The sequence below is a fragment of the Burkholderia cepacia ATCC 25416 genome, from assembly GCF_001411495.1.
Classification (GTDB): Bacteria; Pseudomonadota; Gammaproteobacteria; order Burkholderiales; family Burkholderiaceae; genus Burkholderia; species Burkholderia cepacia.
On record NZ_CP012982.1, the window covers coordinates 2,200,851 to 2,213,028 of the forward strand.

The 12,178-nt window shown below is 67.8% G+C and carries 11 protein-coding genes and 1 pseudogene; 5 read left to right on the plus strand and 7 right to left on the minus strand.

Annotation, left to right across the window (positions count from 1 at the left end):
• Positions 1-7 precede the first annotated feature (7 nt).
• On the plus strand, positions 8-499 hold the full coding sequence (locus tag APZ15_RS27160) for an Lrp/AsnC family transcriptional regulator (RefSeq protein WP_021160045.1): 492 nt from the start codon (positions 8-10) through the stop codon (positions 497-499).
• Positions 500-535: 36 nt separating this feature from the next.
• On the opposite strand, the gene panB is transcribed toward APZ15_RS27160, so the two are convergent.
• Positions 536-1,393, minus strand: coding sequence for a 3-methyl-2-oxobutanoate hydroxymethyltransferase (panB, locus tag APZ15_RS27165; RefSeq protein ID WP_027789786.1), 858 nt, complete (start codon positions 1,391-1,393; stop codon positions 536-538).
• A gap of 77 nt (positions 1,394-1,470) precedes the next feature.
• Here panB and APZ15_RS27170 point away from each other — a divergent pair, with 77 nt between their 5' ends.
• Positions 1,471-2,289 (plus strand): AraC family transcriptional regulator, encoded by an 819-nt coding sequence (locus APZ15_RS27170; protein WP_027789785.1) that lies wholly within the window; start codon positions 1,471-1,473, stop codon positions 2,287-2,289.
• Between the two features lie 19 nt (positions 2,290-2,308).
• On the opposite strand, the gene APZ15_RS27175 is transcribed toward APZ15_RS27170, so the two are convergent.
• Entirely contained in the window at positions 2,309-2,842 is a 534-nt protein-coding gene (locus APZ15_RS27175; RefSeq protein ID WP_027789784.1) for a methylated-DNA--[protein]-cysteine S-methyltransferase, read from the minus strand.
• A gap of 574 nt (positions 2,843-3,416) precedes the next feature.
• Here APZ15_RS27175 and APZ15_RS27180 point away from each other — a divergent pair.
• Complete coding sequence (locus APZ15_RS27180; protein WP_027789783.1) at positions 3,417-4,709, plus strand: MFS transporter; 1,293 nt, start codon at positions 3,417-3,419, stop codon at positions 4,707-4,709.
• A 94-nt stretch (positions 4,710-4,803) separates the two neighbouring features.
• On the opposite strand, the gene APZ15_RS27185 is transcribed toward APZ15_RS27180, so the two are convergent.
• Positions 4,804-5,907 (minus strand): LacI family DNA-binding transcriptional regulator, encoded by a 1,104-nt coding sequence (locus APZ15_RS27185; RefSeq protein WP_027789782.1) that lies wholly within the window; start codon positions 5,905-5,907, stop codon positions 4,804-4,806.
• Between the two features lie 82 nt (positions 5,908-5,989).
• Here APZ15_RS27185 and APZ15_RS27190 point away from each other — a divergent pair, with 82 nt between their 5' ends.
• Positions 5,990-6,826, plus strand: a complete 837-nt coding sequence (locus APZ15_RS27190) for an NAD-dependent epimerase/dehydratase family protein (protein ID WP_027789781.1) — start codon at positions 5,990-5,992, stop codon at positions 6,824-6,826.
• Between the two features lie 28 nt (positions 6,827-6,854).
• Here the strand turns inward: APZ15_RS27190 and APZ15_RS27195 are convergent, their stop codons facing one another.
• The 3 genes from APZ15_RS27195 to APZ15_RS27205 all read right to left on the minus strand — a co-directional run bounded on the left by APZ15_RS27195 (position 6,855) and on the right by APZ15_RS27205 (position 8,655).
• Positions 6,855-7,175, minus strand: coding sequence for a DUF1330 domain-containing protein (locus tag APZ15_RS27195; protein ID WP_027789780.1), 321 nt, complete (start codon positions 7,173-7,175; stop codon positions 6,855-6,857).
• A 212-nt stretch (positions 7,176-7,387) separates the two neighbouring features.
• The gene (locus APZ15_RS27200) at positions 7,388-8,086 is read right to left on the minus strand and encodes a hypothetical protein (protein ID WP_027789779.1); all 699 of its coding nucleotides are present in this window, start codon (positions 8,084-8,086) and stop codon (positions 7,388-7,390) included.
• Between the two features lie 104 nt (positions 8,087-8,190).
• Positions 8,191-8,655 carry a MerR family transcriptional regulator gene (locus APZ15_RS27205; protein WP_027789778.1) on the minus strand — a complete coding sequence of 155 codons (465 nt, stop codon included), beginning with the start codon at positions 8,653-8,655 and terminating at the stop codon, positions 8,191-8,193.
• A gap of 77 nt (positions 8,656-8,732) precedes the next feature.
• Here APZ15_RS27205 and APZ15_RS27210 point away from each other — a divergent pair.
• Positions 8,733-9,974: pseudogene (locus APZ15_RS27210) on the plus strand (NADH:flavin oxidoreductase/NADH oxidase family protein).
• A gap of 40 nt (positions 9,975-10,014) precedes the next feature.
• Here the strand turns inward: APZ15_RS27210 and APZ15_RS27215 are convergent.
• Entirely contained in the window at positions 10,015-12,132 is a 2,118-nt protein-coding gene (locus tag APZ15_RS27215) for a TonB-dependent receptor (RefSeq protein ID WP_027789777.1), read from the minus strand.
• Between the last annotated feature and the right edge of the window lie 46 nt (positions 12,133-12,178).

The window sequence follows — 12,178 nt, forward strand, 5'->3', positions numbered from 1 at the left end:
GCCGCCGATGGCCGGCATCACCCTCGACGATCTCGACCTGCGCATTCTCGCGATCCTGCAGGACGACGCGTCGGTGTCGAACCTGCAACTCGCCGAGCGCGCGCTGTCGTCGCCGCCCACCTGCATGCGCCGCGTGCGGCGGCTGACGGAGGCGGGCGTGATCCGCCGGCAGGTCGCGGTGCTCGACCCGGTGGCGATCGGCACGGCCGTCACCGCGCTGATCGAGATCAGTCTCGACCGGCAGACGGCGGAAGACTACGACGCGTTCGAAGCGTACGTATGCGCGGAGCCGGCCGTCACGCAGTGCTACCGCGTGTCGCCGGGGCCCGATTTCGTCGTGGTGGCCGATCTGGCCGACGTCGCCGAATACGACGAATTCGCGCGCCGGCTGTTCACCGGCGCATCGAACGTCCGCAACGTGCGGACGTTCTTCTCGACGCATCGCGCGAAATTCGAGGCGAACGCGCGGGTCACACATGCGATGCGCAAGCGCGCGTGAAGCGATCGCACGGTTCGCGATGCGCCGGCGATGCGATTACGCGGCCGCGCCGGCCGTTTCGATCAGTTGCAGCGGCTTGCCATACCCGAAGCAATGCGCGGGCTCCGGAAACACGTGCTGCCGCACGTCGTGCGCGTACTGGCGGATCGCGTCGCGCATCACGGCGTTCGCATCGGCGTAACGCTTCACGAAGCGCGGCGTGTACGCATCGAAAGCGCCGATCATGTCCTCGGTCACGAGCACCTGCCCGTCGCACGCCGGCGATGCGCCGATGCCGATCGTCGGGATCGTCAGCGTTTCGGTCAGGTGGCGTGCGAGCGCTTCGGCGGTGCCTTCGATGACGACGCCGAACGCGCCGGCCCGTTCGGCCGAGCACGCGGCGTCGAACACCTGCGCGGCCGAGCGCGGGTCCATCCCCTGCGCGCGGAAGCCGCCCGTTGCGTTGGCCTGCTGCGGCATGAGGCCGACGTGCGCCATCACCGGGATGCCGCGCTCGGTCAGGAAGCGGATCGTGTCGGCCATCTCGCTGCCGCCCTCGAGCTTCACGGCCTGCGCACCGGTTTCGGCGAGCAGGCGCGCGGCGGAGCGATACGCTTGCGCCGGCGATTCCTGATAAGTCGAGAACGGCAGGTCGACGACGACGCACGCCTGCGCGGCGCCGCGTACGACGGCCGCGCCATGTGCAATCATCATGTCGAGCGTGACGCGCAGCGTATCGGGCATCCCGTACAGCACCATGCCGACGGAGTCGCCGACGATGATCACGTCGGCCACTTCGTCGACGAGTTTCGCCATCGGCGCGGAGTAGGCGGTCAGCGAGACGAGGTTGCCGACGCCCTTGGTCGAACGGATCGCGGTGACGGTCTTGCGGGTGGTGCGGGTATGAGCGCTCATGGGCTGAAGCCGTGTGAAAGAAGAGTCGCCACGGTAGCATCGCGCTCGTTCGTGCAATGACCTTCGGAGGACGTCTTATGTTGCTGGCGGGACAATCGGGTGACCCTTACGCGGTGCCGCCGATGGCACGCCTGCCGAGGCCGCTGTATGTGCGTGCGTTCGAGATTCCCGGCAACGCGAGCGTCGACGCGCACAGTCATCCGTGGGCGCAGCTGATGTATGCGACGAGCGGCGTGCTCGAGGTGTCGACGCCGTCGGGCCGGCAGCTGTTGCCGCCGCACTATGCGATGTGGATACCGCCGCACGTGCCGCATGCGGTGTCGACGCGCGATTGTGTCGCGTTCCACAGCCTGTATCTCGATGCGGCGATCGCGCGCGACGACGTGCACGACGATGGCGCGATCCTCTGCATGACGCCGCTGCTGCGCGAGCTGGTGATCGCCACGGCCGAATTGCCGGTGAACTACGACGAGACGGGGCCGGACGGCGCGCTCGTCTGCCTGATCGCCGACCGGATCGCACGGATGCGGGCGGCGCCGCTGACGGTGCCGCTGCCGCGCGATCCGCGTCTGCTGAAAATCGCGCGTGCGTTGCATGCGTATCCGGGCGATACGCGCAATCTCGACGAATGGGGGCATCAGGTCGGCGCGACGCGACGGACGCTGTCGCGGCTGTTCCGGCAGGACACGGGGCTGTCGTTCACCGAATGGCGGCAGGCGGTGCGGCTGCTGGCGTCGCTGCCGCTGCTCGAGGCGGGCGAGCCGATCGGCGCGGTGGCCGCGCAACTGGGCTACGACTCGACGTCGTCGTTCATCGCGCTGTTCCAGGCGAAATTCCGCGTGACGCCCGGCGCGTATGCGAAGCGTGAAGCGCGCCGGCCCGTGCTGAGCGCGTGACGCGGCTGGCCGCCCTTACTCAGAACGCGAGCGCCTGCTGCGCCGGATGGCGGGCGCCGCGCTCGAACCCCGCGCCTTCGAGCGACAGCAGCGCACGCTTGCGGTCGATCCCGCCCGCATAACCGGTCAGGCTGCCCGATGCGCCGACCACGCGATGGCACGGCACCATGATCGACACCGGGTTCCGCCCGACCGCGCCGCCTACGGCGCGCGCGCCGCTCATCGGCAACCCGACGCGCTCGGTGATGTCGCCATACGTCACGAGTTCGCCGAACGGAATCGCGAGCAGTTCCTTCCATACACGTCGCTGAAACGCGGTGCCGCGCAGTTGAATCGGCACCGAGAACGTTTCGCGCGTGCCGGTGAAATACTCGGCGATTTCTTCCGCGACCTTGCGCGCGATCGGTGGCGTCGCGAGCGCGTCCGCTCCGGTCACGATCGCAACCGACGGGAAGTATTTCTGGCCGACGAAGTAGAGGCCCGTCAGCGCATCGTCCTCGATACGTACCGCGATGTCGCCCAGCGGGCTCGGAATCAGGTGAGCGGGAGTCATCGCAACATCTCTCCGTGAAGGGGCACGTGCGGCATACGCGCGCCACGGCGCCCGGCGCGCCGCATGCGGCGCGGCGGTTCGGCACTTGCTTCGCCCGACGCGGGGGCGAGATCGTGCGTGGCGCAGCCCGCCAGGCATCCGGCGACGAGAGCAAAAGCGATGGCAGGGCGTTTCATGTGGCTCACGGTTGGGGTTGTGCTGCGCGGCGTCGCGGCAGGCGAGGGGAATCGACGCGCATGGGGCGACTGTAAACCATCCCGGCCCCGATCCTGGCCGGATTCGGACATGTGCATCCGTGACCGTGCGCTCACCCCGATCGCGGGAAAATCCCGGAAAACGGTTAATGCCACATTGCAAAACAGTCGTCTCTTTTGCCGCGACCAATTTGAGATGACTCATCGAAATCCCCGACTGACAGGGCGCCGGCTGACGACCTATCCTTTGAAAAACGTTTTCCATATTGATCGGCGGATTCGGCCGTGCGCGACAGCGCGCCGCCGTCCGCCCCGGCGCCGGTCGCCGGTCAACGAATACCGTGCGGCGCGACGGGCGCGGCCGCGCATCGGAGACATTCATGCAATCTGCCGTCGTCGGCGCCGTGCGCGCGGCCGCCAGCCGCTACCGCTGGACCGTCTGTGCGCTGCTGTTTTTCGCGACCGTGATCAACTACATGGACCGGCAGATCCTCGGCCTGCTCGCACCGATGCTCCAGCACGACATCGGCTGGACCCAGGTGCAGTACGGCCGCATCGTGATGGCGTTTTCCGCGTTCTATGCCCTCGGCCTGCTCGGCTTCGGGCGGATCGTCGACTGGCTCGGCACGCGCGTCTCGTACGCGGTCGCGATGCTGGTGTGGAGCATCGCCGCAATGCTGCACGCGGCGGTCGGCTCGGTCATGGGCTTCGCGTTCGTGCGTGCGCTGCTCGGGATCGGCGAGGGCGGCAACTTTCCGGCCGCGATCAAGACGACGGCCGAATGGTTTCCGCGCCGCGAACGTGCGCTCGCCACCGGCATCTTCAACTCGGGCGCGAACATCGGCGCGGTGTTCGCGCCGGCGATCATCCCGGCCATCGCGGTGGCCTACGGCTGGCGTGCGGCGTTCGTGATCATCGGCGCGATCGGCATCGTGTGGCTCGCGTTGTGGCTCGTGCTCTATCGCCAGGCCGATACGCGCGCGCTCGCCGCGGAATACGACGAGCCGCGCGACGAAGCGGAAGCGCTCGACGCGGCGAACGCGAACGCCGGCGCGCCGCGCTGGGGCGAACTGATCCGCAAGCGCGAAACGTGGGCGTTCCTGATCGGCAAGTTCCTGACCGACCCGGTGTGGTGGTTCTACCTGTTCTGGCTGCCGAAGTGGCTCAACGAATCGCGCGGGATGGACATGCAGCACATCGGCCTGCCGCTCGTCTGCATCTATGCGTTGACGACGGTCGGCAGCATCGGCGGCGGCTGGCTGTCGTCGATGCTGCTGCGCGCGGGCTGGAGCGTGAACCGCGCGCGCAAGACGGCGATGCTGATCTGCGCGTGCTGCGTGCTGCCGATCGCGTTCGTGTCGCAGGTGCAGAGCCTGTGGGTCGCGGTGCTGATCGTCGGCCTCGCCGCCGCCGCGCACCAGGGCTGGTCGGCGAACCTGTTCACGACGGCGTCCGACCTGTTTCCGCGCCGCGCGGTTGCATCGGTGGTCGGGATCGGCGGGATGGCCGGTTCGATCGGCGGTGTGCTGTTCTCGGAAGTGATCGGCCAGGTGCTGCAGCGCACGGGCCACTACTGGGTGCTGTTCGCGATCGGTGCGTCGGCCTACCTGCTCGCGCTGGCCGTGATGCACATGCTCACGCCGAAGATGAAGCCGGCGCAACTCGACGCGTGACGGGGTGATCGCGTAGTCACGTCATCGCATGTCCGCAAACGAACGCGCCGCCCTTGGGCGGCGCGTTTTCCTTTGGAGGCGCTGGGCAGGGCACTCAACCGGCCGCGGCCGTCGACGCGCGCATGATCAGCCGCGGCTCGAACGTCGAATAACTCGCGTCGGTGCGCCCCGCGAGCGCGTCGATCAGCTTCTGCATCGCGAGCTCGCCCATGTTCTCGCTCTGGATGTCGACGGTCGTCAGCGCGGGCGCCGCGTATTCGCCGTACGGCACGTTGTCGATGCCCGCGACCGACACGTCCTGCGGCAGCCGGAAGCCGAGCGACGCGGCTTCCTTCATGAAGCCGAGCGCGATCAGGTCGTTGTAGCAGATCACGGCTTGCGGACGCTGCGGCCCGAGCATCACGCGCGAACACGCACGCTCGCCGGCCTCGGCGGTCGGCGCATGCGCATCGTGCACGTCGAGCGTGAGCCCGGCTTCGGCGAGGCAGTCGCGCGCGCCCTGGATCCGCTCGTCGTTCACGCGCGCGGTGCCGAAGCCGAGATACGCGATGCGCGTGTGGCCGAGATTGAGCAGATGGCGCGCGAGCATGTAGGTCGACAGCCGGTTGTCGATGCCGACGCTCGGAATCGGCAGGCCGGGGCTGCGGCGCAGCAGCACGAGCGGCTTGTTGAGGTCGAGCATCCAGCCGGCTTCGTCGTCGGGCATCCGCGTGCTGACGATCAGCCCGTCGACGCGCTGCGCGAGCGCCTCGATCAGCGAGCGTTCGCGTGCCTGGCTCTCCTCGGTATCGACGAGCAGCAGCGTGTAGTCGTGCTGCAGCGCGACGCGGTTGGCCCCCTTCACCACGTTCGTGAAGTGCGGGTTGCTGATGTCGAGGATCACGAGGCCGATGGTGCGCGTGCGGCCGGTGATCATCGAGCGCGCGAGCGGGTTCGAACGGTAGCCGAGCCGGTCGATCGCCTCCTTGAGCCGGGCTTCGACGGTCGGCGAAAAGCGCTGCGTGCCGTTCACGTACTTCGATACCGTCGCGACCGACACGCCGGCTTCCGCCGCCACGTCGCGGATCGTCGGGGAAACTTTTTTCATGCGGAGGGTAACGTTTTCGTTCGATAACGCCGGATTGTGGCAGAAAACGGGGCCGTGCGGCCACGCGCCGATATCGGGAAAGTGCGGATGGCTGCGAGCGGGTTCGGCCATTGACGTTCTGCTGCGCTCCCGCGTATAGTTGGAAAACGTTTTCCGATCCAGTCAGATTTCAGGTCAGATTCAAGGAGATTCGATGAACGCCTCATCCACCGGCGCGCGCAAACCGTTCGGGCGCCTGCTGCTGACGGGCGCGGCCGGCAACCTCGGCCGCCAGTTGCGCGGCGCGCTCGCCGACTGGGCCGACGTCGTGCGCGTCAGCGACATCGCGACGCTCGGCGACGCGGCCGCGCATGAAGAAACCCGCGTCGTCGATCTGGCCGATCGCCCGGCCGTGATGCAGCTCGTCGACGGCGTGGACGCGATCGTCCATCTCGGCGGCATTTCGGTCGATGCACCGTTCGACGATCTCGTCGGTGCGAACATCACCGGCACGTACAACCTGTACGAAGCCGCGCGCAAGCATGGCGTGAAGCGCGTCGTGTTCGCGAGCTCGAACCATGCGATCGGTTTCCATCCGGTCACGGAAGTGCTCGATGCCGATTCGCCGCTGCGCCCCGACAGCCTGTATGGCGTGACGAAGTGCTTCGGCGAATCGCTGTCGCGCTATTACTTCGACCGCTTCGGGATCGAGACGGTATGCCTGCGGATCGGCTCGTCGTTCGAAGTACCGAAGAATCCGCGCATGCTGGTGACGTTCCTCAGCTATCGCGACTTCATCGAGCTCGTGCGCTGCTCGCTGCTGACGAACCGCGTCGGGCATGCGATCGTGTACGGCGCGTCGGACAACCCGGTGAAGTGGTGGGACAACACGAAGGCCGGCTTCCTCGGCTTCCGCCCGCGCGACAGTTCGGAGCAGTTCGCCGGGTTGTTCCCGGTGGCGGCGCCGACCGCCGACTACGACGATCCCGCGCAGCGGTTCCAGGGCGGCGGGTTCGTCGTCGGCGAGCCGATGGAGCGCAACGCGGCGTAAGCGCCGCCGGCGTCGCTGCTGCCGCGGCTCAGCGCAGGATGTCGGTCGCACGGTGCCGCGCGTCGACGCCGTCGATCAGGATCAACGGGCCGCTCGCGTGACGTGCGCGCAGCGGCTGGATCTGCCGGTACGCATCCGATTCGTACCATGCACGCGCGGTGGCGAGATCGGGGAACGCGATCGCGACCAGGTCGCCGCGCCACACGCCTTCGCGTATCTCCGGCCGCGCGCCGTGAATCACGAAATGGCCGTCATACGGCGCGAGCGTGCCGTCGATGCGTTCGAGGTACTCGACGATGTCGTCGCACATCTCGACGTCGTGCAGGTGGGCGATGGCGTAGGCGGTCATGGCGGGCTCCGTGGCGTGAGGTGAGTCGATGGAGCCATGATCGCGGCGCGGGCGGCGCGCGTCGATTACCTGCGACGTAAGGAAATCCGCACGGCCGCTCACGATGGCGCGTGCCGGTAGACACGCCGCCCGTGGGGTGCGGCAGCATCTACGTATATCGCTTGCCCGCAAGCAAGCACGCACGCAGCGTCATTCGTACAGCTACGCATTCGTCAATGCTGCTTGCTGCAAGCCGGATCGGTTCCGCGCCGCTCGGCCGAATCGCACCAGTAACCCGGCCGCCACGCTTCGAACGTGACGGCTTTCGCCGCATTGGCGCGCGTGACGCGCACCGGGTCGGCTTTCAGCGCATCGCCGTTCGGGTCGTCGTTGAGCCGCCAGTTCCGCATGACTTCGCGATGGAACACCCACGTGCGGTGCGCGGCGTCGTAGCGAAACGTCACGCGGTCGCGCCAGTGGCTCGGCCCCGCGAATACGCCCTGTTCGACCGTGAAGGTGCGGGGTTCGATCGTGAGCGCGTTCTCGGCGACGCCATCGAGATACGGGTCGCCCATCCCGCCTTCGTTGGCTTTCATGATCACGGTGTCGTTGCGCGCCGCGAGCCGGTAGTGCCCGTCCGTGCCCGGCAGGAAGATCATCAGCGGACGCAGCGATGCGTTGCGCATCGAATCGTCGGGCTGGTGCGCGACGACCACATAGCCGATGCGGGGGCTGTCGGTCAGGCGGCCCGACGCGGCATCCAGCGCTTCGTAGCCGGCGGGAAGCTGCGCGACGATGTCGTCCGGAAGGTCGGGTGTATCCGGGCAACGGATCGAAGAAGGCGTGTCGCCGCACGTCGCGGCGTAGGTGCCGCCGATGCCGAACGTCAGCAGCGCGGCGACGAGGAATCCTGTGATGCGGGAGATCGTCATGCGGATCGGGTCTGGAGGTCGCGCCGCGAAAGCCGGCGCACACGCGCCGACTCGTCTCGCCGCAGCGCGGGTTGATTGTTCGTCGGGGGGCGCAGTGTAACCGGTCATGCGCGCTTGCGCGTCGGCCTCGGGACCGGCGCGGGCGCGGGCGCCGGCGGTGCGTCGGCCTGCGCGCACAGCCGATCGAGCATCCGTTGCGCGGTGCCCGCGCAATCCTCGCCCGCCGGCTTGTTCTCGATCTCGTCGATCAGTGTCTCTAGATGTTGCCGGTTCTGCGCGAGACGCTGTTCGAGCAGCACGATTTCGTCGACCTTGTGGCGCAGCGCGACGAGCAGTTCGTCGCGCGGCCACGCGCCGAGATCGGGCGGCAGCAGCGCGCGGATTTCGTCGAGCGCAAAACCCGCGCGCTGCGCGCGGTCGATGATCGCGAGCCGCGTCAACGCTTCCGACCCGTATTCCCGATAACCGTTTGCCTGGCGTCGGGCCGGTTCGAGCAGGCCGCTCGCTTCGTAGAAGCGGATGCGCGACGCCGCGATGCCGCTGGCGCGTGCCAGTTCGCCGATTTTCATGCGGTGCTCCGAGGGGGCTTGACCTTGAAGTTGACTTTAAAGTTATCGTTGGGCATCGTCAATCGAGGGTGCCCTCCATGAACCTGTTTACGCCGCTGACACTGCCCAACGGGGCGGTGATTCCGAACCGTCTGGCCAAGGCCGCGATGGAAGAGAACATGGCCGATGCGAACCACGCGCCATCCGACGCATTGCTGCGCCTGTACCAGGCGTGGGCCGACGGCGGGGTCGGCCTGATCCTGACCGGCAACGTGATGGTGGACGGCCGCGCGATGACGGGGCCGAACGGGGTCGTGCTCGAGAGCGACGCGCATCTCGGCCGCTTCCGTCGCTGGGCGGAGGTGGCGCGCTCGGGCGGCGCGCACGTATGGATGCAGATCAATCACCCGGGGCGCCAGATGCAGGCGGCGCTCGGCCAGACGACGCTCGCGCCGTCGGCCATACCGCTCGAGCTCGGTGCGCTGTCGAAGCAGTTCCCGGTGCCGAAGGAGATGACGCAAGCCGATATCGACGATGTGCAGCGGCGCTTCGTGCGCGCCGCGCAGCTTGCGCAGCAGAGCGGCTTCACCGGCGTGGAGATTCACGCGGCGCACGGCTATCTGCTGAGCCAGTTCCTGTCGCCGCTGACGAATCGCCGGCAGGACCGGTGGGGCGGCAGCATCGAGAATCGCGCACGCCTGCTGCTCGATATCGTGCGGGACGTGCGTGCGACGGTGTCGCCGGAATTTGCGGTCGCGGTCAAGCTGAACTCGGCCGATTTCTAGCGCGGCGGCTTCAGCGCCGACGATGCGAAGCGCGTGGTCGAACTGCTGAATCCGCTGGGCGTCGATCTCGTCGAACTGTCGGGCGGCAGCTATGAAGTGCCGGCGATGCAGGGCGAGGCGCGCGACGGGCGCACGCTGGCCCGCGAAGCGTATTTCCTCGAATTCGCGCGCGACATCACGGCGGTCGCGCAGATGCCGCTGATGGTCACGGGCGGCATCCGGCGCCGCGCGGTGGCCGAGCAGGTGGTGGACAGCGGCGTGGCGATGGTCGGCATCGCGACCGCGCTGTCGATCGACCCGAACCTGCCGCGCGACTGGCGGGCCGGCAAGGACAGCGCGCCGGTGCTGCAGCCGATCCGGTGGAAGAACAAGGCACTGGGTGCGCTGGCCAACATGGCCGTCGTCAAGTTCCAGCTGACGCGGCTCAGCGAAGGCCGGCGCACGCATCCGCAGGTGTCGCCGCTGCGCGCGCTGGTCAGGCAGCAACTGGCCGCGCAGTGCCAGACGCGGCGCTACCGCAAGTGGATGGCGGGGCGCGCGGCAGGCACGCGGTGATGTGCGCCGCCGTGCCTGTGCCGGCGGCACGCGCGCCGCGTCAGAACCGGTAGTTCGCCAGCACTTCGAGCCGCCGGTCGTTGCCGAGCAGGTACTGCGTCTCGTTGTAGTACGCGGACTGCACGAAGCGGCGATTGAACACGTTGTACGCGCGCGCCGTGATCGTCGTGTCCTTGCGCGGCTTCCACGCGAGGCCGAGGTCGACCGTGGTGTACGACGGCATCACGAGCTGGTTCGCGGTATCGGCGAAGCGCTTTCCGACGTACTTGACGCCCGCGATGCCCGTCCAGTCCGGCGCGAAGCGCCAGCTCACCCACAGGTTCGCGAGCCGCTGCGGCACCGACACCGGCACGTTGCCCGCGCGCGAGACCGTCGCGCCGCCGGACGTTTGCTGGAAGTCGTCGTATTTCGCGCGCAGGATCGACACGTTCGCGTCGACGCGCCAGTCCTTCGCGATCTCCGCGCCGACCGTCGCCTCGAGCCCGCGCGACGACTGCCGGCCGACCTGGATCGACTGGTTTGGGTTCAGCGGATCGGCCGTCAGCAGATTGCTCTTGACGATCCGGTATGCCGCGAGCGTCCATTCCGCCTTGCCGTCCAGGAACGACTGCTTCACGCCGATTTCGATCTGCCGGCCGGTCGCGAGCGTGAAGTTCGCCTTCGACGCATTCAGCGACAGCAGCGAGCTGATCGGGTCGGCCGCGACCGAATACTGGCCGTACACGGCGAGGCCGGGCTGCACGTCGTACACGGTGCCGATGCGCCAGCCCGTGTTCGCGAACACCTTCGTGAACGCGCCGCCGTTCACGAGATCGTCGCGATTCACGCTCGCGTGGTCGTAGCGCAGCCCGCCGATCACCGACCAGCGCGGCGTGATTGCCAGCCGGTTCTCGGCGAACAGCGCGTACTGGTTCGCCTGGCTGCGGTACTTCGGATAGGTGCCGGCCGTGTTGATGAAGCTGCCCGGATCGAAGCTGAACGGGTCGACCGTCGACGTGCCCGAATAGGGCGCGTTGTTGTCGTGCTGGAACGTCGTGTGATTGAACTCGACACCCGTCGAGAACGTGTTGCGCATGCCGAGCAGCGCGGTGGTCACGGTGGCCGCCGTCACGTTCCCGTACTGCTCCTGGTCGTGGAAGATTTCCGTGTAGCTGCTGCGCCGGACCTGCGCGGTCGACGGCAGGTACGTGTAGTACTCCGCATCCTTCCAGTGACGGTTGCTCTTCATCCGGTACAGCGTGGTCGTCACGTTCAGGCTGTCGCTCGGCTGCCAGTTCGCCGATACCGTCGCCCAGCTGTCACGGAACGCGATGTCGCTGTCGCCGACGTTGTAGTTCTTCTTGTCGAGCGCGCGATCGCGCGCGCCGTTGACGAGCGGCACGCCGAAATACTGCATCGGATGCTGGAAGCCCTGCGCATATGACGCCGTCACGTACAGGTCGGACGTCACGTCGTAGCGCAGCGCACCGGAGATCGACAGGTTGCGGGAGTTGCCGCGGTCCACCCAGTTCGACGAACGGTTGCCGCTGATGTCGAAGCGGTACGACAGCTTCTCGTTGATCGCGCCGCCGCTGCCGAACGCGACCCGCGCCGTGCCCTCGGTGCCGCCGCCCGCCTGCAGCTCGTTGCGGATCGGGCCGCGCGTCGGCTTCTTCGGGACGATGTTGACGACACCGCCGATCGCCCCTTCGCCGTAGATCACCGAAGCCGGGCCGCGCAGCACGTCGATATGGTCGACCGACCACGTATCGAACGGAAAGGTGACGCCGATCGCGCCGTACGGGCGCACGCCGTCATAGAGCTGCGTGACCGACGACGCGCCGACGAAGCCGCGCGCGCCGAGCTCCGAGCCGCCGTTGCCGGGATGCGGCGATGCGCTGATGCCGGCGGCGCGGCTCACGGCGTCGATGATCGAACTGTCGCCGCGCGTGTCGAGCGTCTTGCGATCGATCTGTTCGACGCTCGCGGGCGTTTCGAGCGACGACAGGCCGAGACGGCTGCCGGTATCGAGCGGTTGCGTGAGCGGCGTTGCCTTCTGTGCGTTGACGCGAATCGGCGCAAGCGTGGCGCCGGCGTTCGCGGCGTTGCTTTCCTGGGCCTGCCCGGCCGGCGCGAAGGCCGCGAGCAAGGCGGCGGGCAGCATCGAACTGAACTTCATGTTTCGGTTTCCTTTGAATCTGTGTAACGAGCCATGCCGCAGGCGG

What these genes read in the sequence shown, in the direction of transcription:
- APZ15_RS27160 (WP_021160045.1), top strand. Translation starts at nt 8, where the DNA reads ATGGCCGGCATCACCCTCGACGATCTCGACCTGCGCATTCTCGCGATC.
- panB (WP_027789786.1), bottom strand. Translation starts at nt 1,393, where the DNA reads ATGAGCGCTCATACCCGCACCACCCGCAAGACCGTCACCGCGATCCGT.
- APZ15_RS27170 (WP_027789785.1), top strand. Translation starts at nt 1,471, where the DNA reads ATGTTGCTGGCGGGACAATCGGGTGACCCTTACGCGGTGCCGCCGATG.
- APZ15_RS27175 (WP_027789784.1), bottom strand. Translation starts at nt 2,842, where the DNA reads ATGACTCCCGCTCACCTGATTCCGAGCCCGCTGGGCGACATCGCGGTA.
- APZ15_RS27180 (WP_027789783.1), top strand. Translation starts at nt 3,417, where the DNA reads ATGCAATCTGCCGTCGTCGGCGCCGTGCGCGCGGCCGCCAGCCGCTAC.
- APZ15_RS27185 (WP_027789782.1), bottom strand. Translation starts at nt 5,907, where the DNA reads ATGGCCGAACCCGCTCGCAGCCATCCGCACTTTCCCGATATCGGCGCG.
- APZ15_RS27190 (WP_027789781.1), top strand. Translation starts at nt 5,990, where the DNA reads ATGAACGCCTCATCCACCGGCGCGCGCAAACCGTTCGGGCGCCTGCTG.
- APZ15_RS27195 (WP_027789780.1), bottom strand. Translation starts at nt 7,175, where the DNA reads ATGACCGCCTACGCCATCGCCCACCTGCACGACGTCGAGATGTGCGAC.
- APZ15_RS27200 (WP_027789779.1), bottom strand. Translation starts at nt 8,086, where the DNA reads ATGACGATCTCCCGCATCACAGGATTCCTCGTCGCCGCGCTGCTGACG.
- APZ15_RS27205 (WP_027789778.1), bottom strand. Translation starts at nt 8,655, where the DNA reads ATGAAAATCGGCGAACTGGCACGCGCCAGCGGCATCGCGGCGTCGCGC.
- APZ15_RS27215 (WP_027789777.1), bottom strand. Translation starts at nt 12,132, where the DNA reads ATGAAGTTCAGTTCGATGCTGCCCGCCGCCTTGCTCGCGGCCTTCGCG.